The sequence below is a fragment of the Cyclobacteriaceae bacterium genome, assembly GCA_013141055.1.
Lineage (GTDB): Bacteria > Bacteroidota > Bacteroidia > Cytophagales > Cyclobacteriaceae > ELB16-189.
In genome coordinates this window covers 2,937,875-2,960,870 of the sequence record JABFRS010000001.1, presented here as the reverse complement: position 1 = coordinate 2,960,870, position 22,996 = coordinate 2,937,875, and the positions used below count along the sequence as shown (strand labels likewise).

Annotated in this window: 17 protein-coding genes; 11 read left to right on the top strand and 6 right to left on the bottom strand. The window is 40.9% G+C overall.

The window, feature by feature from the left end; all coding sequences use genetic code 11:
• Position 1 precedes the first annotated feature (1 nt).
• Both HOP08_13180 and HOP08_13175 read left to right on the top strand, forming a co-directional pair.
• A complete protein-coding gene (locus tag HOP08_13180) occupies positions 2 to 1,102 on the top strand; it encodes a YjgP/YjgQ family permease (GenBank protein ID NOT75872.1) in 1,101 nt (366 codons plus the stop codon).
• Positions 1,099 to 2,010 (top strand): DMT family transporter, encoded by a 912-nt coding sequence (locus HOP08_13175; protein NOT75871.1) that lies wholly within the window; start codon positions 1,099 to 1,101, stop codon positions 2,008 to 2,010. Before HOP08_13180 ends, HOP08_13175 begins: the two co-directional genes overlap by 4 nt.
• On the opposite strand, the gene HOP08_13170 is transcribed toward HOP08_13175, so the two are convergent.
• Complete coding sequence (locus HOP08_13170) at positions 1,976 to 2,782, bottom strand: 4-(cytidine 5'-diphospho)-2-C-methyl-D-erythritol kinase (GenBank protein NOT75870.1); 807 nt, start codon at positions 2,780 to 2,782, stop codon at positions 1,976 to 1,978. The genes HOP08_13175 and HOP08_13170 overlap by 35 nt on opposite strands.
• A 2-nt stretch (positions 2,783 to 2,784) precedes the next feature.
• Positions 2,785 to 3,597 (bottom strand): SDR family oxidoreductase, encoded by an 813-nt coding sequence (locus HOP08_13165; protein NOT75869.1) that lies wholly within the window; start codon positions 3,595 to 3,597, stop codon positions 2,785 to 2,787.
• Positions 3,598 to 3,678: 81 nt separating this feature from the next.
• Between HOP08_13165 and murI the strand changes: the two genes are divergently transcribed.
• Both murI and HOP08_13155 read left to right on the top strand, forming a co-directional pair.
• The gene (murI, locus tag HOP08_13160) at positions 3,679 to 4,494 is read left to right on the top strand and encodes a glutamate racemase (GenBank protein NOT75868.1); all 816 of its coding nucleotides are present in this window, start codon (positions 3,679 to 3,681) and stop codon (positions 4,492 to 4,494) included.
• Positions 4,495 to 4,769: 275 nt separating this feature from the next.
• Positions 4,770 to 6,803 carry a tetratricopeptide repeat-containing sensor histidine kinase gene (locus HOP08_13155; GenBank protein ID NOT75867.1) on the top strand — a complete coding sequence of 678 codons (2,034 nt, stop codon included), beginning with the start codon at positions 4,770 to 4,772 and terminating at the stop codon, positions 6,801 to 6,803.
• Here the strand turns inward: HOP08_13155 and HOP08_13150 are convergent.
• Together HOP08_13150 and HOP08_13145 are read right to left on the bottom strand one after the other, a co-directional pair.
• Positions 6,800 to 7,111, bottom strand: coding sequence for a 2Fe-2S iron-sulfur cluster binding domain-containing protein (locus HOP08_13150; GenBank protein ID NOT75866.1), 312 nt, complete (start codon positions 7,109 to 7,111; stop codon positions 6,800 to 6,802). The two genes, HOP08_13155 and HOP08_13150, sit on opposite strands and share 4 nt — an antisense overlap.
• A 27-nt stretch (positions 7,112 to 7,138) precedes the next feature.
• Positions 7,139 to 8,155 carry an NAD(P)/FAD-dependent oxidoreductase gene (locus HOP08_13145; protein NOT75865.1) on the bottom strand — a complete coding sequence of 339 codons (1,017 nt, stop codon included), beginning with the start codon at positions 8,153 to 8,155 and terminating at the stop codon, positions 7,139 to 7,141.
• 180 nt (positions 8,156 to 8,335) lie between these two features.
• Here HOP08_13145 and HOP08_13140 point away from each other — a divergent pair, with 180 nt between their 5' ends.
• Positions 8,336 to 10,219, top strand: coding sequence for an amidophosphoribosyltransferase (locus HOP08_13140; protein ID NOT75864.1), 1,884 nt, complete (start codon positions 8,336 to 8,338; stop codon positions 10,217 to 10,219).
• A 78-nt stretch (positions 10,220 to 10,297) separates the two neighbouring features.
• On the opposite strand, the gene HOP08_13135 is transcribed toward HOP08_13140, so the two are convergent.
• Together HOP08_13135 and HOP08_13130 are read right to left on the bottom strand one after the other, a co-directional pair.
• Positions 10,298 to 15,235 (bottom strand): T9SS type A sorting domain-containing protein, encoded by a 4,938-nt coding sequence (locus HOP08_13135; GenBank protein ID NOT75863.1) that lies wholly within the window; start codon positions 15,233 to 15,235, stop codon positions 10,298 to 10,300.
• Positions 15,236 to 15,325: 90 nt separating this feature from the next.
• Entirely contained in the window at positions 15,326 to 16,333 is a 1,008-nt protein-coding gene (locus tag HOP08_13130; protein ID NOT75862.1) for a glycosyltransferase family 9 protein, read from the bottom strand.
• Positions 16,334 to 16,455: 122 nt separating this feature from the next.
• Between HOP08_13130 and HOP08_13125 the strand changes: the two genes are divergently transcribed.
• The 6 genes from HOP08_13125 (at position 16,456) to HOP08_13100 (ending at position 22,924) form a co-directional block, all read left to right on the top strand.
• Complete coding sequence (locus HOP08_13125) at positions 16,456 to 16,860, top strand: EVE domain-containing protein (protein ID NOT75861.1); 405 nt, start codon at positions 16,456 to 16,458, stop codon at positions 16,858 to 16,860.
• A complete protein-coding gene (locus tag HOP08_13120) occupies positions 16,857 to 18,443 on the top strand; it encodes a hypothetical protein (protein NOT75860.1) in 1,587 nt (528 codons plus the stop codon). The genes HOP08_13125 and HOP08_13120 overlap by 4 nt, the downstream gene beginning before the upstream one ends.
• Positions 18,418 to 19,959, top strand: a complete 1,542-nt coding sequence (locus HOP08_13115) for a hypothetical protein (GenBank protein ID NOT75859.1) — start codon at positions 18,418 to 18,420, stop codon at positions 19,957 to 19,959. The genes HOP08_13120 and HOP08_13115 overlap by 26 nt, the downstream gene beginning before the upstream one ends.
• Positions 19,960 to 20,001: 42 nt before the next feature.
• Positions 20,002 to 20,541, top strand: coding sequence for a bifunctional pyr operon transcriptional regulator/uracil phosphoribosyltransferase PyrR (gene pyrR, locus HOP08_13110; GenBank protein NOT75858.1), 540 nt, complete (start codon positions 20,002 to 20,004; stop codon positions 20,539 to 20,541).
• 5 nt (positions 20,542 to 20,546) lie between these two features.
• Positions 20,547 to 21,473, top strand: coding sequence for an aspartate carbamoyltransferase catalytic subunit (locus tag HOP08_13105; GenBank protein ID NOT75857.1), 927 nt, complete (start codon positions 20,547 to 20,549; stop codon positions 21,471 to 21,473).
• 80 nt (positions 21,474 to 21,553) lie between these two features.
• Positions 21,554 to 22,924, top strand: a complete 1,371-nt coding sequence (locus HOP08_13100; protein NOT75856.1) for a pyridoxal-phosphate dependent enzyme — start codon at positions 21,554 to 21,556, stop codon at positions 22,922 to 22,924.
• The last annotated feature ends 72 nt before the right edge of the window (positions 22,925 to 22,996 follow it).

Below are 22,996 nucleotides of genomic sequence, written 5' to 3'. Positions count from 1 at the left end.
GATGAAAATCATTGATCGCTATATTTTAAAGAAGATCCTCTCCACATTCTTTTTCGTGGTGTTGATCCTTATGGCAATCATTACGGTGATCGACATCACGGAAAAGATGGATAAGTTTGCAAAGAATAATCTTTCCAGTCAGGAGATTCTTGGATATTATCTTGACTTCATTCCATGGGTAGCAGGTCTCATCACTCCCATAACAGTCTTTATCGCTATCATCTATGTAACATCAAGAATGGCCGGCCATACAGAGATCATTGCGATTCTGAGTGGTGGTGTGAGCTTTAAAAGATTTTTATTTCCATATCTGATGGCTTCCATAGTGATTGGGTCCATCAGCTTTGCATTAAACGGGTGGGTGATTCCACGCGCTACAAAATCAAGACTTGCCTTCGAGCTACAATATTTTAACAATCGATACTTCTTTGAAGCCCGCAACATTCATCTGCAGATGGCGCCCAATGTTTATCTGTTCATCCAGAATTACAACAATGTTTCTAACGTTGGATATCAGTTCAGTCTTGAGCGTTTTGAAAACAATGTTTTGATTGAGAAACTGACTTCTGATAACATCCGATGGGATTCCGTAAAACAAAAGTGGAAACTCGGTTACTGGAGATTGAAACAAGTGAATGATGTGTTTTCAACAACACCTCAGAGTGATGTGTCGTTACTGGTAAAAACCGGCGACTCTATGGATACAACTCTCGCTATCTCGCCAAAAGATTTTGAAGCTCAGGAACGAAGCTATGATGGAATGACGATGCCTGAACTCAACGCTCACATTGCCAAATTAAAATTCAGAGGTGCTACGGGAGTTCAGATGTACGAGACAGAAAAACTGGTCCGGTATGCCACACCGTTCAGCACTTTCGTTTTAGTATTCATGGGTGTTGTTGTTTCTTCACGAAAGAGCCGTGGTGGTACCGGATTGCAAATAGCGCTCGGATTTGTCCTGGCCTTTATCTTCATTTTATTCTTTATGCTCTCGCGAACTTTTGCGGAAGCTGGAGAAATTTCACCTTTAGTTGCAGCGTGGATACCTAACATTGTATTCTCAACAATAACCCTTGTCATTTATTACTTTACCCCCCGATGACAATCTCGACTTCTGACACCATCAAACTTCATTCAATCGTATTTTTGTTTGGATTCACCGGAATACTAGGAAAGCTTGTATCTATTCCGGCGGTAGAGATGGTTTTCTTTAGAAGTTTTTTAGCTGCTATTGGAATGGCAGTCCTGATCCTGAGTGTAAAAGGAACCTTTAAAGTTTCAGGAGCTGATTTCACTAAAATATTTCTCACAGGTTTTATTGTGGGCGTACATTGGATCACGTTCTTTTTATCTGCTCGTGTTGCCAATGTTTCAGTAAGTCTCGTTGGTTTCGCGACCGCAAGCTTATGGACAGCATTTCTCGAGCCACTTGCAAAAGGTTATAAGATCAAACCTATTGAAGTTATTTTCGGATTGATTGTCTTGGCTGGCTTATACTTGATTTTTGCTTCAGACTTCAGTTACTCCACCGGACTTATTCTTGGTGTTCTCTCGGGGCTCACGTGTGCCATCTTCACAATCATCAATTCACAAATGGTGAAGAAGGTTGATTCTTTTACAATCACATTTTATGAAATGTCAGGTGCTTTTATCAGCATCGGTTTATTCCTTCCACTATACCAAAACTTTTGGGCTGAAGGAAATCAACTCAGATTGATTCCTTCAATGGTGGATTGGGTTTGCATCGCATTATTGGCATGGTTATGCTCTGTTTACGCTTATTCTACCGCAGTAGAGTTAATGAAAAGAGTAAGTGCTTTTTTCTTCCAACTGATGCTCAACCTGGAGCCTGTGTATGGAATCATAATGGCAGTATTGATCTTTGGTGATGAAGAGAAAATGAATCTGAATTTCTACCTGGGCACACTCGTCATACTTTGTGCCGTATTGATTTATCCGATGATGAGAAAAAGATTTACAATTCACCCGCCCAGCCAAAGTTCTCATTAAAAATCTCGGATGCTTTAATTTTCTTATCAAAAATTCCGAAGACTGAAGAGCCCGAACCACTCATACTTGCATACACCGCTCCTTGCGAATAAAGATCTTCTCTAAGCTTTTTAATAACAGGATTGGTTATAAAAATTTTCTTTTCAAAGTCATTACAAATATAATCCTTCCATTGCGTTAAAGGACCCTGAATTGCGTTACCAAGTTCATGGCCTTTCATTCCCAATTCAACACCATCATAAGCTTCTTTTGTTGAAACGTGTATGCCGGGCGTGAGGATTACAATGAAATAACCTCTCAAACTTATATTCACTGGCATTAGCACTTCACCCCTTCCGCTTCCCATCATAGGATGATCCTGAATAAAAAAGGGACAGTCACTTCCAAGAGCAAAAGCATAATCCCTCATCTTTTGTTGACTCAGACCCAGATTGAACAATTCATTCAGGAGACGGATCATATAAGAAGCATCTGAAGATCCGCCACCTAATCCCGCTCCCGTTGGAATATTCTTGTGTAAATGGATTTGAATAGATGGAAGTTTAAAATCTTGCTTCAAAAGTTGATAGGCTTTTAAACACAAGTTTTCCTCTGCCTTTCCAGGGATAGGAATGCCCGTCTGAACAAATTTCATTTCTGAATTTTCCAGAACCTCCAGGACGTCTGTCCATGGAATTGGATAAAAACAAGTTGAAATATTGTGATATCCGTCCGATCGCTTGCTGAGTATATTAAGACCCAGATTGATTTTACACGGAGGAAACGCTACCACAATTACTTTTTCATCTGCTCTATAATCTCTTCCGTGATACCAGTGGTAGAGAACCCTCCATCATGCATAAGATTTTGCATGGTTACCATTCTGCTATAATCAGAGAACATTAATGCAATGTAGTTGGCACAATCTTCACCGGAAGCATTTCCGAGAGGAGACATCATTTTTGCGTAGTCAAAGAATACGTCAAATCCTGAAATACCCGCACCCGCAGTAGTAAGTGTTGGAGATTGTGAAATCGTATTTACACGTACCTTCTTAAGTTTTCCAAAACGATACCCATAGCTCCTGGCAATGGATTCAAGAACAGCTTTTGCTTGTGCCATGTCTGAGTAATCAGGGAACGTGCGTTGTGAAGCAATGTAGGTGAGAGCAAGAATGGATCCCCATTCATTCATTGCGTCAGTCTTTTCAGCTGTCTGCAGAACTTTATGAAAAGAGACTCCCGAGATATCAAGAGTCTTTAGATACCAGTCATAATTCAAGTCACCATACAATTTATCCTTGCGAACATTTGGGCTCATTCCAATAGAATGGAGAACGAAATCCAGTTTTCCCCCAAGAATCTCCATCGATTTGGTGAAGAGGTTAGTCAATTCCGCCTCGCTGGTAGCATCAGCAGGAATTATTTCTGCGTTGCATTGAGTTGCCAATTCCTTAATCTTACCCATTCGCATGGCAATGGGCGCGTTGGTCAGGGTGAATTGCCCACCCTCCTCTTTTATTTTGACCGCCGTCTTCCAGGCAATAGAATTTTCGTCCAATGCTCCGAAGATGATACCGCGTTTACCGCGAAGAAGGTTGTATGCCATACAATTAGAGATTAAGTTTGATTGCAATATTACAAAAATCAATTTTATTACGGTTGTTGAGGGTTTTCAAAATTTAGAAACATGTCTGAACTAAAGGGGGATCAACCGATCGGTGTATTCGATAGTGGCATTGGAGGTTTAACTGTTGCCCACGCGATCAAGCAAAAAATGCCCAATGAGAATCTGATTTACTTTGGGGATACGGCTCATCTTCCATATGGCGATAAATCTGAAGCGGCTATACAGGCATATTCTATAAAAATTGCGGATGTCTTATTGAAAAAAAATTGCAAGGTCATCGTGATCGCGTGTAATTCAGCAAGCTCAGCGGCTTATGAATTATTAAAGGAGTATGTTCATCAGTCCGTAAAAGTCATTAATGTGATTGACCCTATGGTTAATCTTGTTGCGGAAAAATTTCATGATTGTACTATCGGATTAATTGGAACAAAGCGAACTATCCAGTCAGGCATTTACGAAAAGAAGATCACAGATGCCAATAAAAATATCTCCCTTCGGTCTGTTCCGGCGCCACTTCTGGTACCCATGATTGAAGAAGGTTTTTTTAATAACAAGATCAGTCACGACATCATTGAAAAGTATCTACGCGATCCATTGTTAAAAAATATTGATGCGCTTATTCTGGGATGCACTCACTATCCTTTGGTCAAAAAAGAAATAAAAGATTTCTATTCAGACTCAGTTGATGTTCTGGATTCTTCTGCGGTAGTAGCTGAAGCTCTATATAATTACCTGCTTTCACAGAATCTTTTAAAGAAAGACAAAACCGGAGCTGATCAGTTTCTGGTTTCCGATTTTACAGAGTCCTTTGAAGCCTCAACAAAGCTGTTTTTCCGTGAAGCTGTTCACCTGGAAAAGCATGCTCTCTGGAACTGATAATCTGGCATACATGTAGGTTTTGAGCAGATTTTAAAGATTTTAATCTGGAAAAATCCTTGTACTTTGGTTAAATATTTTCATGTCTTTGCCTCAGTATATATTGTTCAATTCCGCTTCTCCCTCCTTACTAGTGGTTGTGAATCATTTGAAAATTCAGTTTACACAAAAGACTAGTTTTCGTGGCACTATTTTAATGGTCCAGGTATCTCACAAGAGACCGCTTCAAACATCGCGTTATTATTTTACGGCATAGGAGTTAGAATTTAATACATATGATTTCAAAGAGAATTTTGCTTGTAAGCCTGATGGTGTTCTTCACTCTCAGCTCTTTTTCGCAAGCCCTTGATAGTCTTAAGGAGCGATTCAAAAAAGAAAAAAATGATTCTATAAAGTTTGATATACTGCTGAAGCTATCGAAAGCCGCAGAGTTTCAGGACTATGCCCTTGCGAGGAGGTATGCCGAAGAGGCTATGGAACTTGCAAAAAAAATTAATACCAATTGGTCCAAATCAACTATCTATCTACGTCTTGCTTTTCTCGAAACGATGAGAGGCGATTATGCAGAAGCCTTGAGATATGATATGGAGTGTGTAAAAATTCATACCGTTACAAAGGATAGCGCTAGCCTTTCTCTCGCTTTGAGCGATGTTGGTGCTGATTACAGAGATCTTGGCGAGTTCGAGGAAGGATATTTCTATCTGACTCAAGGTTATCAGATGGCAAGAACCCATCAGAAGGTACCATCGTATGATGATTCTCTTGTAATGAGTATTTGTCTTCACAATATCGGGACGATTTTTACCGAATTACGACAGTTTGATATTGCGCTGAGTCACCTTCAGGCCTCCGCTAAAATAAGCGAGGATATTAATGATCCTGAGGGGGCACCATATTCTCATGACGAAATTGGTGATTTATACCGTCTTAAAGGAGATTACAATCAGTCGGAAAAAAATCTCCTGCTTGCATTAAAAGAAGCGCATCAGCTAAAAATCAGATTTCTCATACCCCGCATTCATACTCACCTGGCAGGACTTTATCTGGAGAAGAAAGATTTTAAAAATTCTTTGGTCTACTATGATTCAGTAAATGAGCATCAAAAAAAGATCAACAATCGTTTTGGAATGGCTGAATGCGATTTGGGAAAAGGTAAAGTCATGGCGCGCTCAGGCAACTTCAATGAAGCTCTTGATCTTTATGAAAAGAGTTTAGAGACTGCAAAAGAGTTAAATGCGCGTAACCTTGCCCTTGCATGCTATAAGGAAATGGCTTCATTGTATGAAATCAGAAATGACTATGCTAATTCATTGTTGTATCTGAAGCAACATGATGCTCTTCGCGACAGCATCTTCAGTGGCGCCGCAATGGAGAAATTATTCCTGAATCAGAAAAAATTTGAAGTCGAGAACAAAAACACTGAAATCGCTGCTCTTAGCAAAGAAAAGACTGAGCAAAGCTCAGAAATAAAAAGACAAGAACTCGTTACCAATATCCTGGTAATTGCAGTGGCTCTTACAGGATTTCTGTTGTTAACTGTTTATCGAAGCGGTCAAAGAAGAAAAAGAATCAACGGGCTCTTGCTGGAACATCAGGAAGAAATCAAGAAGCGAAGCATCGAACTTGAGCAGCTTAACCAGGTAAAGGATAAATTCTTTTCCATCATATCGCATGATTTGCGCTCACCTATGAACGCACTATCCGGCACACTTGATTTACTTGAGCAGAAAAATATTTCCCAGGCTGAGTTTAGTGAAGTCTCCAAGAATCTCAGAACACAATTCAATCACACCCGAACTCTTATCAACAACTTATTGAATTGGACATTATTGCAAATGGATAAGTTGACGATTCAGCCTGAAAAAGTTGTATTGCATTCAAAAGTGGAAGAAAGCTTTGCGACACTTAAAATGCTGTATACCAAGGACATCCAAATGGAAAATAAGGTTAATGAAAATGTTGTGGCCTTTGCCGACCCTAACATAGTAAATCTTGTCTTGCGCAATCTAATTCTCAACGCAGTAAAGTTTACAGAATCCGGTGGACACATCTGGATTGATTCAAAGGAAAGCGACAATGAAATTATCGTTTCGGTTTCCGACAACGGGATTGGAATAAGACCTGAAGTAAGAGAGGTGCTTTTCGAAAAGACTTCCGGTTACAGCACACGAGGAACCGCCAACGAAAAAGGTACAGGATTAGGTTTAATACTTTGCAAAGAGTTTGTTGAAAAAAACGGAGGAAGAATCTGGCTGGAAAGTGAGATTGGAAAAGGAACTTCTTTCTATTTTACTTTGCCAAAAGCTTAAGGCGCTAATCGCAATACGATTCCATCGATCTCCTCTGTAATTCTGATCTGACATCCCAATCGGCTGTTATCTTTTACATGAAAGGCCTGATCAAGCATTGCAAGCTCTGAATCATTTTGTTCAGGAAGAGACGTATTGGACTCAAGATAACATTGACACGAAGCACATAACGCCATCCCTCCACAAGTTCCTTCTACCGGGAGTTCATATGCCTTACATATCTCCATTATATTCATGTTCATATCAGTAGGTGCCTCCAGATGATGAGGAACCCCTTCGCGATCAATGATGGTGACTTTTATATCCATATATTCTGAATGATCATTTCAAAATGATCAGAATCCACTGACACCATTAACAGTGGTGTATTTCAATACGTTCTTTTTATTGGGATAAATTTTGGCAAAAGCAGATTGTACCGCCAGTGTTCCTTCATGAAATCCTGATAATATTAATTTAAGCTTGCCCGGATAGGTATTAATATCTCCTACCGCATAGATACCTTTTCGATTTGTAGAATAATCGAAGGTATCTACTTTCACAGCGTTCTTTTCAATTTCCAATCCCCAATTAGCAATCGGCCCCAGACTTGGAGTTAATCCAAATAGAGGAATAAAGTGATCCGTCTCTTTAATGATATCTCCAAGACTGGTATGCTTGATTAACACAGAACCCACGGAACCCGATGCTGTTGGATTAATTGCACTTACTTCCGCATCAGTGATAAGATTTATTCTTTTCTCATTGGCGAGATCCATTACCTTTTGAACGGAATCAAGATGTCCACGAAAAGAAGTTCTTCTATGTACAAGTGATATCTCAGAGGCAATTTTATTTTCAGCCAGATAGATTGTCCAGTCAAGTGCTGAATCTCCGCCACCAGAAATTACAACTCTTTTTCCCTTGTAAAATTCAGGGTCCTTAATGATGTATTCAACACCTTTATCCTCAAACATTTCCAGGTTTTCAATCGGAGGTTTTCTGGGTTCAAAAACTCCTAATCCACCAGCTATGATTACAACTGGAGCCTTATGCTGAGTGCCACGATTAGTGGTTACTAAAAACTGATTGTCTCCAATCTCCTCCAGGTCCACGACTGTTTCACCGAGGGTGAAGCCGGGCTTAAACACAGCACTTTGTTCCATGAGGCGGTTGACAAGATCGCCTGCATTGATAATTGGGTATCCAGGAATATCATAAATAGGCTTTTTAGGATATATCTCGATAAGCTGTCCACCGGGCTGTGGTAAAGAATCGATAAGGTGACATCTGAGTTTTAAAAGGCCAGCCTCAAAAACCGTAAAAATGCCTACAGGACCTGCTCCGATGATAATAATATCCGTTTGAACCATAATTGAAAATAATCGCGAAAATAATTATTTCTACCCGCAAACCGTTGAATCGGAAGCCGTTCAAAATATTCCCAGACGAATCTTTTTGACCCGCAGTGGGTTATGGTTGTTTATCGACCATTCGGCACAGCTTTTTTGATCAGTTGAATGAATAAAATTAACTTTGTCTTTTAGATACTGATGAGCGATTCAATTCTACACGAATGTGGCATAGCGCTGGTCAGGCTGCGCAAGCCTCTTTCCTATTACATTGAGAAGTACGGTCCTACCTATGGGATGAACAAAATGTACATCCTGATGGAAAAACAGCATAATCGCGGTCAGGATGGAGCCGGAATTGCCAATATCAAGATTGATCAGGAGCCTGGACTGCGCTATATCAGCCGCTATCGCTCTATGAAAAGCCAGCCAGTAGCTAACCTCTTCAAAAAAATCGGGAAAAAATATAAAAAAGCCCAGAAGGAGGGTAAAGAGAAATTTCATAATGAAAAGTGGCTGAAAAGGCATCTTTCCTTCAGTGGTGAACTTTGGCTTGGACACCTTCGCTATGGAACTCACGGCTTTAACAGCATTGAAAATGTTCATCCCTTCCTGAGACAGAACAACTGGCGCAGTCGGAATCTTGTAATGGCAGGAAACTTCAACATGACAAATGTCGACGAGCTTTTTGACATCCTCGTGAATCTCGGTCAGCATCCAAAGGAAAAAGTTGACACCGTCACCGTGATGGAAAAGATCGGACACTTTCTGGATGAAGAAGTTCAGACTCAGTTTGAAAAGTACAAGGATCAATTCACGAATAAGGAAGTTTCAGACATTATTGAGAATGAAATTGATCTGGCAAGCATGCTGAAAAGAGCTTGCAAGGATTTTGACGGTGGCTACACTATGGCCGGAATGATTGGATCGGGATCTGCTTTTGTTGTTCGTGATCCTAACGGAATCAGACCAGCTTATTTTTATGCAGATGAAGAAGTGGTAGTCGTTGCTTCCGAAAAGCCTGCCATTAAGACCGCTTTCAATATTGAATACAATCAGATAGAAGAAATAAAACCGGGGCACGCTCTTATCATTACAAAGAGTGGAGAATATGCCCAGCATAGCATCGTGCCGTCCGGAGAGAAAAAATCCTGCAGCTTTGAGCGTATTTATTTCTCCAGAGGAAACGATCCGGACATTTATCGCGAAAGAAAAATGCTCGGAAAGCTTTTGGTGCCTCAGGTGCTGAAAGCCATCAATTTTGATCTTAAGAATACAGTCTTCTCTTATATTCCTAATACTGCAGAAACGGCCTTTTACGGAATGATGGCAGAGGTGGAGAATTATCTCATCAGAAAGCAGACAGATATCATTGTTGACGGCAAACCTTCTGTTGATTCGCTGGAGGACATACTTGCGTTCCGTCCACGAATTGAAAAAATTGTCATCAAGGATGCAAAGCTTAGGACCTTCATTGCCGATGATGATCATCGCGATGAGATGGTTGCTCACGTTTACGACACCACTTACGAAGTTGTAAATCGGGATAAGGACACTTTGGTCGTAATTGATGATTCAATTGTCAGAGGTACTACGCTTGAGAAAAGTATTCTCAGGCTTTTAGACAGGCTGGGTCCAAAGAAGATTGTAGTGGTATCTTCCGCACCACAAATCCGTTTTCCGGATTGCTATGGCATCGATATGAGCCGTATGGGCGATTTTGTTGCTTTCAGAGCGGTCATAGAACTCTTAAAAGAGCATGGCAAAGATTATTTATTGGGTGAAGTTTATGAGCAATGTCTGCAGTCAGCATTAATCAAGGAACCGATCAATCACGTCAAAAAGCTTTACGAACAATTTACCTATGAACAGATCTCCGACAAGATTTCTGAGATCGTCAAGCCTCCTGACATGAAAGCAGAGTTAAAGGTGGTTTTCCAGACAGTAGAAGCTCTTCATAAAGGAATTCCTAATCATTCAGGGGACTGGTATTTTACAGGAGATTATCCAACACCAGGAGGTATGCTCGTAGCTAATAAATCATACGTTAACTACATGGAAGGAAGATTGGTAAGAGCATATTAAGAATAGAGTGACAAAATCGCGCATAAAAAAAGGACCTCGAGCATCGAGGTCCTTTTTTTAATACTCATTTCAGAATTATTATCTCACTACAATTTTTTGCCTAAGTACATCCTGACCAACTGCAATTGAGATGATGTATAATCCAGGTGCCAGTTGCTGTGTCATTTCCATCCTGACCTGTTTTGAATCAAGATTTCTGATAACGTTCTGACTTAGCTCCTTACCACTGATATCCTGAATTTTAACAAGCGCATCCTTACCAAGATTTTCTTTCAGGAAACTGATGTTAATCTCACTTCCATTGGAAGGGTTAGGATAAATACTTAATGCTTCCTTAACCTCCACAGAAACTATTTTACTATATGAGTAATTCTTATCAAAGTCAGTTTGTTTCAGTCTGTAGTATGATTTACCAATCACCGGCTGATGGTCATATGCTGTATAGCTTCTTGGCACCGTGGAAGTCCCCGCACCCTTTACTTCCACAACATCAGAGAATTCTTCACCACTTTCTGATTTTTGAACGGTAAAGAAATCATTTCTTAATTCAGTTTCTGTTCTCCAATTAAGCTCAACCAATCCGTTATGGCTTGCGGCTGTAAAACTCACAAGTTTAATCGGAAGGATAATTGCTGCGTCTGTAAGTGCCCATGGAGAAAGATTATTAGGCATCAGTTGACCTGGTATTGTTACCTGAAAGAATCCGGCTGCAGGAGCATTATTATTAAAGGATTGACCCGCTGATGGTGCATTCCAATAGTTGGAAGCGCTCCAGCTTTGGCCCGTAATTCCGGTGCCAGGAAGGGTTGGAATAGATCCAGGTTTCTCACTTGCAAGCGCCGTAAATGTCAATGTGGCTGTTGGGCGTACGACATTCGTTGATGGAGTTAATATCCAGAATCTGTCAACAACTGAATTACCTCCACTGGTACCATTTAGATTGGTCACAGTAGCAGGGAGTGGAGTATTGTTGGCTGGAGTAGCATAAGTTGAAACCGTCAGGGTTGAGGCAGCAGAACCCGCACTGGTAATGTTATAGGTCACAGGAATGTATTCTGTAGAGGATTTAGCAAATGGGAAAACAAAGGCGCCTGTAAGATTGCCTGTAGCCCATTTAACTTCACTATAAGGTGCGGTTGTTTTTTCGCTTATGATATATCCTGATGTGCGGGTGATAGATGAAGTGGATGCGTTCGTAACATTAATCTGATTTCCGTTCAGATCCAGACCCCCGTTAGTAAGTGTCAATTGATTATTGACTGTAACACCCTTGTTCATCTGAACAAGATCTGTTGAGGTTCCGTTAATTGTTAATTTATAGAATGTTTCAGTTGCCGTGCCACTGATGATCTGAGGTTGCATTGGACCATTTGCATCGAAAATAACACCAACATCAGATCCAGTCGTTGATGGCAAGAAAGTTCCATTGTTCGTCCAGTTACCCCCCACGGTAAAACTCTGAATGCGTCCCGGACTTGTGTTGGCATCTATTTTTGCTCCTGTATTGATAATCACATCACCAGTAACCGTAAAGGCAGTGGTATTGCTACTTCCATCTCCTCTCAAGGTTGGAGTTGAGGTTCCGTTTCCAATAGTTAGATTTCCAGCCACAGAGGTGCCTGTAGGAGACAATTCATAATTGTTACCTGAATAGAGTACTTCAAGATTTCCAAAAGCCTCTGCTGGTATACTGATGGGATTAGGAGCTACCTGTTCATACTTCACTGTTCCAAAAGGGGCTACTGTTCCCAACGATGTTGAGAAAACCGTAGGAAAACTACTGGCACTTCCGGTCATCCAGAAAGTAGCACCGGGATCTATTTGAAATGTCTCTCCAGGGTTTCCTGTAATGTCAGTATCATCACTGGTAAATAAAGTCCCTGTTTGAATTCTTACATCTCCTGTAACATTGGCAGGAGTAATATCCTGACCGGATGGACTAATTGAAACACCGGCGACGCTGGAGTTATTAAACAATAAGTTATTGTAGTGCCAGGTGGCCGGCGCGTTTGATGGGAAGATCAGAAGCTGACCTGCAGTACCATTAAAGTTGAACGTACTGGAAGTGCCTGGAGAAAGTGTTCCCAGATTATTCGTAAAGCTCACAGCTCCCGAAAGATTTACAATTCCAGCTCCTGAAAGATTAAGAACTGCAGTTGCTTCGTTGGAAGCGTTGCCTGTCGTATTGAATACAAGACTTCCAACATTCAATGTTCCAGTCGAAATGTTAACCCTTGCAATTCTGGCGTTGTTATTCACTGCGCTTCCAATGGTAAGTGTTCCAAGCACGCTGGCAGTTCCTGCATTAATATTCCATGCATCAGTTGCGGCCCCTCCTGGCTGATTTACCATAGCATTGGTCTGGATTGTCAGCAAGTTGGTAGTGGTGTGTGTCAATATCTGCGCGGTTGTTCTTGGAGAAGAGGATGTGTTGATGTTAATCGTATTGATCGTTGTTGCGGAAGGCATGTCATACTGAATGGTCGTTGTCGCATCAGCGATTAACGGATTGCCTATCGTTACAACATCCGTTGCCAGATTTGGAATACGTTGTCTTCCATAGGCACCGGAGGCTGCCCCTGCTACAGCCGTCAAAGTAAGCTGCGTATCGTTTGCAATTGACAAGACCGTTCCTCTTACTGTTCCTGCAGAAGTTTGAAGCATAATTACGTCACCTGTGACAAGTTCTGAAAGGAAAAGAGTTCCTCCTGATCCAACAACATTTGCCGAACCATCAAATGTCACAGTTCCTGTTAAATGCTCAATCCAGGTGGTCTTATCATTCCAGATACGCGTTCCTGTAAGTCTGTTGAAAATGTTTGAAAGCACAATCAATTCACCAACCTGAAAATCAGCAGAAGTATTTGAAGGAGGTAATGTGGAAGCAGGCTCTCCTACGATTTGTGTCGAAGTTGCTGTTCTTGCTCCTGCCGTTGTTGTGTTCCAAAGGAAGCCATTTGCTGTCCATTTGGTTTGAAAATTTGCAGTATTAGCACCACCATCAAGGTCAGAAGGATCGAACGTAAATATTGCATCGAATGAGGTGAATACCGCATCCTGGTTCTTGATAGACCAGTAGCGATTAGCTGTCTTGGATGGTTGAATATTAGAGGATCCAATTCCAGGATGATCTCCTGCTATGGTTGAAACTGTGATCGAACCTACTGTTGAGATGCCTGTAAGACTCAGGGTTGCCGGCGCGTATGTAGTGCCGGATCCGATTTCATATGTAGGATTTGTTAGTGTTGGAGAGGAAACATCTTTCTTCAGATTACCATCAACGAAACCTGTCGTTCTGGAAACTGGGGCTCCGCCGGAAACATAGACGCTGTATACGCCTGTGATGATATGATTGGATAGAAGGTTAAGGGAAGTGTTAACAGAAATATCAACACCAAGCCTAACATCATTTGGATTGTTGATTGTAAGGTTAGCAAAACCTGTACTTGTAGTTCCACCAATAATCTGATTTGTTCCTGTTGTAAAGATTACGTTACTAGAGTTGTTGACAAAGTTTCCGCCACCGTTGTATGTCCAGAATCCATTTGTACCATTTACTGTAATCGTCCGATTAGAGTAGTTCAATACACCATTAGAAAGAATAAGACTTCCTACAGTAAGGTCATTACTCATACTTTGCGTTGCAGAAGAGTTATAGGAAAGTGTTCCCCCAACCGTCATCACAGGATTCAATGTCATCCTTCCGATGTTGGAAAAATTCAGGTTCCCACGAATCAATGTCATTGCTGTTGAAACAACATTTGGAGATCCTGATGCACCACTGATGTTTACGTTCTGATAAGGATAGGTGTTGGTGGTTGATGGATTGGTTGCCGAACTTCCTTTTGGTGTCTGTGTACCCGTTCCATTGAAAGTTACTGTGGTTCCTGCAGCAAAATCATTCGCTGTTCCGGTCAATTCAGGAAGCGTTACAGAGTTCCTTGCGAAACTAATACCAGACGTTCCTGTCATGATAAGATTCGCCGCCCCTGTGAGTGCGTTTGTCGCGACATCAAATACAGCAGTACCAGATGTTGTTAAAGTGTTTGTAACTGAAGAGGTACCTGATGCAAGGGTTTTAGTGCCCGAGGTACTGATCGTTAGTCTGTTATAAGCCGTTCCATACACAGATTGATTGCCTGCATAATTATAATCAACTGTACTGTTGACTCTTGAAAAATCAATGATACCAGTACCAGTTATAGTTCCGCTTCCGGCGATATAAAGAATCACTCCTCTTACGCCATCACCGTTGTTGAATCTCCTGCCTGATCCGACGTTCAACACATTACCACCTACCTTTGTAAGGGCTAGTAAACCAAAATTATTAATCGTGGTTGATGCCCCGATGGTCAATCTCAATTCATTGATATTGATCAGCTTGGGACCTGAATAAGAATACGTAGTTCCAGTTGTAGTTACAGTATGTATACCTGTTCCTGATGTGGAAGCTGGCCAGAATCCACTGTTGACAAGGTTACAGTTAACGATAAGGTCTTCACCGATAACGTTATCCCATGTTCCACCAGCAGCAACATCAATGGTGTTATTAAAAGTTTTGATACCGGTTCCGGTAGTTGTGAATTGAAAGTATCCTCCAATCGATGTTGTTCCGGTAACGGTGAAACGGATGGATCCTAATCCTGCAGATTGCCCGCCTGGAACTAAAAAAGCACCGGCTATATTGAGGATATGTGCATTACTTGTACCTGTGATGGACGTATTGCCATTCATAGTCAGGTTTCCGCCTACGGCAAGTGTGTTGGGACCTGCCCCTGTAAAGTTTAATCTGGCAGTACTTTCGATCGTAAGATTATTGCTGGCAGCATCTGCTGTGACATCGATAACGTGATTGCTGGTTATCAGTACATTATCTGCGGCACCAGGGACAATTCCGCCCAACCAGGTGGTTCCCACGTTCCATGGACCGCTCGTAGTCGACGTAATTTGTGCCTCTGCAACCGCCATCACAAAAAACAACAGAATAACGCTTGCAGCTAAAGACTTAAAGGTCATGGAATCCGGTTTTTGGCAAAATCACACTTTTGGTAAAGGTACAAAAGGTCAATGATTCAATATGCTCTTTTCGTAAATAGTAACCTGTTTTTAGGGCAAATAAAAGTCAAAAACGAGGTCGTTCATGCATTTAAAATGGCCTTTGGGGCATTTATTGAACCCAATCTTGGAGCAGGGGCGGCAATCCAGTCTGGAATTCTCAAAAATGGTGAATTTGGTGCGGTACGGATACATTCCAAATGCGGGAATTGTGCTCCCCCAAATACTGAAAATTTCCTTTCGGAACGCCGCCGCAATATGCATCAAACCAGTGTCGTGGGTGAAGACATAACGGGACTGTTTAACAAGACTAGCTGACTGATTCAGATTGAATTTCCCGCAGGCATTATAGACAATGGTCTTCTTATTCATTTGCTGCAGAATTCCTTCACCTTCAATATCCTCAGGATTTGTGGTGAAAAATCTGGCTATAGCTTCTCCATTCTCGACATCTTCCTTACCCCCTAGTAAAATCACAGGTTGGTTTATCTTGTCGCATAATTCAATCATCCTGTTCAGCGGAAGTTTTTTTGTGTTGTGCTGTGCACCGATCGCATAAACGATATATCCCTTTCTAAAGGCTTCAGGCAACCATTCTAGAGGCACTTCATCCTTCTCAGGAATAAAATAATCCAACCCTAATGCATCCTGCCTGACGCCGAGAGATTTTACGGTTTCCATATACCTCTCAACGATATGAATATTGGGGAGCTTGTTGATCTTCAGATTAACGATCAGCCATTTTTCAATATTAAGTTTCTTAAAACTGAAGGACTTCACATTTAAAGCTCTTTTGATTCTGAGTGTCCTGAGGTTGTGATGCAGATCAATTACGTAATCAAAATTTTCCTTTTTCAATTCTGTTATAAACTCCGAAAGATTGTCTTTCAGAAAATGCATCCTGTCGATGTAAGGATTTACTTCAAACAATTCACGATACTGAATTTTTGTTGCGTAATGTATGGCCGAATCCTCCAGTTGGGTTTTGAGAGTACGTACAACAGGTGTTGTCAGCACAATATCTCCAATGGAAGAAAAGCGTAGTATAAGAATCTTCATCCGGCAGTTACCATAAATTCAAATTTACCACTTTGATGAAGAATACCCTTAGCGGGGGTAGGTTGTAAACTGATTTTTTCACCCATCTATTTACTATTTTAGAAGCAGAAAAAATTTTCATCATGAATTACTGGCTGTTAAAAACTGAACCTGAAACTTTTTCCTGGAACGATCTGATTCGTGACAAAAAAGCTGTCTGGGACGGGGTGAGGAATTTTCAAGCAAGGAACCATCTCAAGAATATGAAATTGGGTGATAAAGCGCTTATTTACCATACTGGAGAAGAAAAGGCAGTTGTTGGTATATCCACCGTGGTTCGCGAATCATATCCTGAACCTAAAGAACCTGATTGGGTAGCCGTGGATCTTGCCCCTGATAAAGCACTGAAAAATCCCGTCAGTCTTGCGAAAGTAAAACAGGATAAATCTCTTCAACAAATGGTACTCGTTAAAGTTGCAAGATTATCTGTACAGCCTGTTTTGAAATCAGAATTTGATAAAATAATGGAACTAAGCTCTAAACCTTGAAACTCAAAGTCACTTTTCTTTTTTTCTGGACATGCCTCATCGCAGTTTCTATTGCTAAAGCTCAGTTAAGTCAACCATTTCGTTTTGAGAAAGAGATCAAGGGATCAGAACAGGGGCCAATGGTTGTTTCTCTTAAGAAAGAAGGCCTCGCATTGATAAGTGATGATGAAGAATCATTACAAGGTCAAAAAAAATGGTTGATTGAAATTCTGGATTCCACTCTCTCCAAAATCTGGTCAACAGATATTGAATTAAACAATCGCGCGCTTCTTGTAGGATTTGAATACAATACCAATCACGTTTATTTCCTATTCCGTGAGGGAGAATCTTCTTACTACAATTTTCAATTGTTCACCATCAATTTTGTTGAACAAAAAGTCAGTCATGACGATGTGAAATTTGAAATTGATTTCAAGCTAACTCACTTCACCATGTCAGGAAGCAGCGGAATATTTGGTGGGTATATCAACAGCGAACCTGCTGTGCTGCTGTATGACCGATCAAGCAGTCACCCTAAAGTGTTGCCAGGATTATTCATGCGCGACACAAAGTTGTTAGATGTTCGAGCTAATCAAAATGAAAGCTTCAACATTCTTTTGGCTGAGCGAAAAGATCGGGATAAAACCATTCTTGGTGTTCGCACTTTTGATCATCAGGGAAATCTTCTGATCGATGATAACATTGACATCGATCCGCGATATTCAGTTCTCAATGGCATCACAAGTGTCTTGGAGCGTGATGAGCTGATGATTGTGGGCACCTATGCCGAAGGTTCCGGTCGTGAGGCACTTGGACTTTTTTCTTCTGTTGTAGACCCATTCTCCGAACAAATGGTAAACTATATTGATTTCGCATCGATGGATCATTTTCTGGATTATCTAGGACCAAAGCGCGCAGAAGATATAAAAAACAAGTCCCAGAAGCTAAAGACGCAGGGTCTGCTTCCCAACTTCACAGCATCCGTGTTGCCAGTTCGAATAGAAGAGCGATCAAACGGTTTCTTTTTATTGGCAGAAGTGTATCGTTCCAATCAGGTCAATTCAAATAACTATTGGAGGACAAATTCATATCCAGCCAATACATTGGGCTCACCGTACTATGGCTATGGTTCAGGCTACAATATGTACAATCCATCTTATGCTTCACCTTATCCAACAGCCCGATCTTCACCACATCTTGAAGTTCAAATGTTTGAAAGCCTGGTGGTTCAGATAGATCCCAATGGTAATGTACAGAAGTCAGCAAGTATCAAACTTGATAATGTAAGATCTAACGGAATTGAACAGACAGGTGATTTTGTATTAAAGCAAGACAGCATATTTCTTCTTTACAAAAAAGACAATGACATCTTTTATCAGGAGGAGCTTCGGGCTGATGATGATAAACCGACTGTCAATCAGACAAAAATAAAGCTTAATAGCTTTAATGATGAACTCAAATTTGATCAAACTCAGGAAGGTTCAACTCGCCACTGGTTTGGAGAGCATTTCTATGTTTGGGGTTATCAGACAATCAGGGATAAAACACGTGTATCGGATAAGGTGCGAAGAGTTTTTTATGTTAATCGAATCACAGTGGAGTAAAACTCTGCTCATTACTTTTTTAGGTTTCGTAAGTTTCCTTACCCTTTCTGCTCAGGTATTGCTGGAAGGCAGGATAGAGATTCCTATTAACGAAGATTCCAATGCTGAGAAGTTCAAAGCAATTGGTATTGAAAAAAATGGCCTTATTATCTATCGTATCATTCCAGGTCGTGAAGAAGATAAACTTGAATTGATAAAGGTAGATACTTCTTTCATTGAGGGATGGAGAGGTTATATTGGAGTTCCCAGAAATTTAACCCTGATCCACGCTGAGTACAGCAACGGTATACTTTTCATTCTTTTTAAACATCGCTTTTATCTGGGCGGCGACTTTCAAATTATTTCTGTTCGTGTGAATGATGGAAAGTTCAGTACATACTTGGTAAAGAATCTCATTCCCTTTAATCCTACTCAGTTTACAATCAATAGTCAGGCAGCAATGATCGGGGGGTATTTTAATTATCGACCACTTGTATTGTATTACAACTTTACTCTTCAGACCTCAAAGATCCTTCCCGGATTTTTAAATGAAGAAGGGGAATTAGATCAACTGAAGCCTTATAGTGACGGAAGTGTTGATGTAGTGGTCTGCGCCCGGAATCTTCAAAAAAAGAAATCGCTTTGGATCAGGAATTATGACTCACAGGGAGAACTGATCAAGACTACTATTGTGCAGCCTGACGTCGATAAAAATTACCAATTACTGTTTGGCCGATCTGTCAGACTTTCGAATGGGGATCAGATCGTCGCCGGCGTTTATGGTCGTTTCTCAGATCTGTCACGGGGAATATTTGTTGCTGGTATTAATCCAGTTGGTGAGTATTCTATACGATACTACAACTTTTCTGAGTTGGATAATTTTTTCAGCTACATGAAAGTTCGACGTCAAAAGAGGATCAAAGAAAGAATTGAAAGAAGGAAAATTCATGGAAAAAAGATTAAGTTCAATTACCGTTTTTTGATTCATGAGATCATTCCCTACAAGGATCAATACATAATGACGGGTGAGGCATTTTATCCACACTACGCCTATCCGAATAATTCAAATCTTCAGACAAGAAGTTTTTATCAGACTGCCGCTTCAGGTTTTTACAATTCCCCGAATATGAGAGGTGAGATGGTTTTCGATGGCTATCAATATACCCATGCTGTAGTCGTCGGATTCGACAAGACAGGATCAATTCAATGGGACAATAGCTTTGAGATCAATGATGTGAAGACCATGCAACTCGAGCAATTTGTGGAGGTCAAGCCTGAAAAAGACAGGATTGTCATGATGTATCTTTTCAAAAATAAACTCCGCACAAAAATCATCAATGATTCACAGGTCCTGGAAGGGAAAAGTCAGGATGACATTAAAACCAATCCCAATCAAAAGATAGACCCCAAGAGCATTGTGGGAGAACAGTTGGATTATTGGTATGGGGAACATTTTTATGCTTATGGAATTCAAATTGTAAGTACCGGAGGCAGTGAAAGAAAAATCTTCTATGTTAACAAGCTGACTTACAAATAAGCGTTATGAATCGTGAAATAACTTCTATATTTGCCTCACGGCATGCAGAAAAAGCTCATTCTTGATTCTGATCTCCTAACTATCACCCTTGATCGTCTTTGCCAGGAATTAATAGAGAATCACGGGGATTTCGAACATACTATTTTATTAGGCCTCCAACCCCGGGGGATATTTCTGGCCGAATGGCTTCAGGAAAAACTATCCGCGCTTAGCAAAAAACAAATTCCGCTCGGATATCTGGACACCACTTTTCATAGGGACGATTTCCGCCGTCGTGATATTCCCGCCAAGGCGAGTGAAACAAGAGTCCCATTTCTTATTGAGGGAAAGAAGGTGGTGGTAATCGACGATGTTCTCTATACCGGCCGTACCGTTCGCGCTGCATTAGATGCTATGATCGCTTTCGGTCGCCCTGAAAAAGTGGAGCTTCTCGTATTGATCGACCGCAAGCACACACGTGAATTACCAATATCTGCTGACTATGTAGGCAAATACGTAGACACTTTAGAAAGTCAGCGTGTACTGGTGGAACTGGATGCCGATCAGAAGCATAATAAAATTTGGCTCATTAATAAAGATTGAAACTTATGTCACGACTCAGTCAGCCGCACTTGCTAGGAATCAAGAATATTACGCGCGATGACATTGAACTTATTTTTGAAACTGCTGACACTTTTAAAGAAGTTATCAATCGCCCTATAAAGAAAGTTCCTTCCTTGCGGGATGTAACCATTGCCAACGTATTTTTTGAAAATTCCACACGTACAAGACTTTCTTTTGAACTGGCTCAAAAGAGACTTTCCGCAGATGTGATAAACTTTTCAGCCTCCAATAGTTCGGTTAAGAAAGGCGAAACACTTTTAGACACTGTTAACAATATCCTCGCCATGAAGGTTGACATGATCGTAATGCGACATGCCAGCGTAGGAGCCGCACACTTTTTATCTAAACATATAAAAGCAAACATCATCAATGCAGGAGATGGCACACATGAACATCCTACACAGGCACTCCTGGATGCCTATTCTATTCGTGAGAAATTAAAATCTGTGAAAGGAAAGAAAGTTGCGATCATAGGAGACATTCTACATTCAAGAGTCGCCTTATCAAATATTTTCGCGCTGAAAAAACTTGGGGCTGAAGTTTTAGTATGCGGACCTCCTACCCTGCTTCCAAAGTTTATCGGACAACTTGGCGTTAAGACAGAATGGGATTTGCAAAAGGCTCTTGAGTGGTGTGATGTAGCAAACGTTTTACGCATACAACTAGAGCGACAACAGATAAAGTACTTTCCTTCTTTACGGGAATATTCACTCTATTACGGTATCACCAAAAAAATGCTGGATGGATTGAAAAAGGAAATCGTGCTGATGCACCCGGGGCCGATTAATCGTGGTGTTGAGCTCAGTAGCGATGCTGCGGATTCACACCATTCCATCATTCTCGATCAGGTCGAAAATGGAGTAGCCATACGCATGGCTGTAATGTATCTTTTAGCGGGAGCTACCGCTTAAAATATCCACAAGTCCTTATATCATTTCGAGCGACTTACAAGAGACGTTTTTATTACCTTGCGTCACTATTATTCAACATTATGATCTATAACTCAATTGTAGAAACTATCGGCAATACGCCCATGGTTAAGCTCAATAAGCTGAATGCAGGAATCGCAGGTACCATCCTTGTCAAGGTTGAGTATTTCAATCCTGGAAATTCAACAAAAGACAGGATGGCCCTCAAAATGATCGAGGATGCCGAGAAAGCAGGGCTTCTCAAGCCGGGAGGAACAATTATCGAAGGTACCTCCGGTAACACAGGAATGGGCCTTGCCTTGACTGCAATTGCCAAAGGCTATAAATGCATCTTCACGATGGCCGACAAGCAGTCTCAGGAAAAAATAAATATTCTTAAGGCAGTAGGTGCCGAAGTTATCGTTTGCCCAACGAATGTTGAGCCAGACGACCCACGCTCATATTACTCCATCGCCAAGAAGCTCAATAAAGATATTCCAAATTCATACTATCCTAATCAGTACGACAATCTATCCAATACTGCAGCCCATTTCGAAACGACAGGCCCTGAAATCTGGAAGCAAAGCGGTGGTAAGATCACCCATTATGTTGCAACAGTAGGAACAGGCGGATCAATGTGTGGTACTGCTCAATATTTAAAACAACAGAATTCAAAACTTAAAACTGTTGGCGTTGACACCTACGGATCAGTTTTTAAAAAATATAAGGAAACCGGAATTTTTGACCGTAATGAGATCTACCCATATCTAACAGAGGGTTTTGGTGAGGACATCCTTCCTAAGAATGTGAACTTCGAAATGATTGACCTATTCATTAAGGTAACGGATAAGGATGGTGCGATTATGGCAAGAAGATTGTCGAAGGAAGAAGGATTGTTTGTTGGATGGAGCAGTGGATCTGCTATGCATGGTGCTTTGGAATATGCCCGTGAGCATCTTAAGAAAGATGATATGATGGTCGTATTGCTTCCTGATCATGGAACTCGTTACCTCAACAAGGTCTATAATGATAACTGGATGAAGGATCATGGATTTCTTGAAGAACGAATCTTTTCTTCAGCACGCGACATCATCCTTCATCGCAACAACAGTGACAGCCTGTTTACTGTAAAGAAGAGTGCAAAGATTGGAGAGGCTATTAAAATCATGAATCAGCAGGGAATTGATCAGGTGCCCGTTGTAGATGGAACGGAATTTGTTGGAAGCGTTGCTTCTGCAAGTCTTCTTGAAAAGATCATTCAGGATCCAACGGTAAAAGACAGTTCTGTTGGAGAGCTGATGGATAAGCCCATGCAATTTGTTGCGCTGGATACTACCCTTGATGTTCTTTCATCTATGCTTAATAAGAATAACAAAGCACTGCTTGTAAGAGATGAAGCAATGAAAGCACACATCATCACGCATCATGACATTTTAAAGGCAATGACCTCATAATAAAATTGAAAACCCGGAAATAAAAAATGGAACCCAAGAGTTCCATTTTTTATTTAGTTAATTTTTTAAATA

Coding starts and splice junctions, on each gene's coding strand:
- HOP08_13180 (NOT75872.1), top strand. CDS start 2: ATGAAAATCATTGATCGCTATATTTTAAAGAAGATCCTCTCCACATTC.
- HOP08_13175 (NOT75871.1), top strand. CDS start 1,099: ATGACAATCTCGACTTCTGACACCATCAAACTTCATTCAATCGTATTT.
- HOP08_13165 (NOT75869.1), bottom strand. CDS start 3,597: ATGGCATACAACCTTCTTCGCGGTAAACGCGGTATCATCTTCGGAGCA.
- murI (NOT75868.1), top strand. CDS start 3,679: ATGTCTGAACTAAAGGGGGATCAACCGATCGGTGTATTCGATAGTGGC.
- HOP08_13155 (NOT75867.1), top strand. CDS start 4,770: ATGATTTCAAAGAGAATTTTGCTTGTAAGCCTGATGGTGTTCTTCACT.
- HOP08_13150 (NOT75866.1), bottom strand. CDS start 7,111: ATGGATATAAAAGTCACCATCATTGATCGCGAAGGGGTTCCTCATCAT.
- HOP08_13145 (NOT75865.1), bottom strand. CDS start 8,155: ATGGTTCAAACGGATATTATTATCATCGGAGCAGGTCCTGTAGGCATT.
- HOP08_13140 (NOT75864.1), top strand. CDS start 8,336: ATGAGCGATTCAATTCTACACGAATGTGGCATAGCGCTGGTCAGGCTG.
- HOP08_13135 (NOT75863.1), bottom strand. CDS start 15,235: ATGACCTTTAAGTCTTTAGCTGCAAGCGTTATTCTGTTGTTTTTTGTG.
- HOP08_13130 (NOT75862.1), bottom strand. CDS start 16,333: ATGAAGATTCTTATACTACGCTTTTCTTCCATTGGAGATATTGTGCTG.
- HOP08_13125 (NOT75861.1), top strand. CDS start 16,456: ATGAATTACTGGCTGTTAAAAACTGAACCTGAAACTTTTTCCTGGAAC.
- HOP08_13115 (NOT75859.1), top strand. CDS start 18,418: ATGTTAATCGAATCACAGTGGAGTAAAACTCTGCTCATTACTTTTTTA.
- pyrR (NOT75858.1), top strand. CDS start 20,002: ATGCAGAAAAAGCTCATTCTTGATTCTGATCTCCTAACTATCACCCTT.
- HOP08_13105 (NOT75857.1), top strand. CDS start 20,547: ATGTCACGACTCAGTCAGCCGCACTTGCTAGGAATCAAGAATATTACG.
- HOP08_13100 (NOT75856.1), top strand. CDS start 21,554: ATGATCTATAACTCAATTGTAGAAACTATCGGCAATACGCCCATGGTT.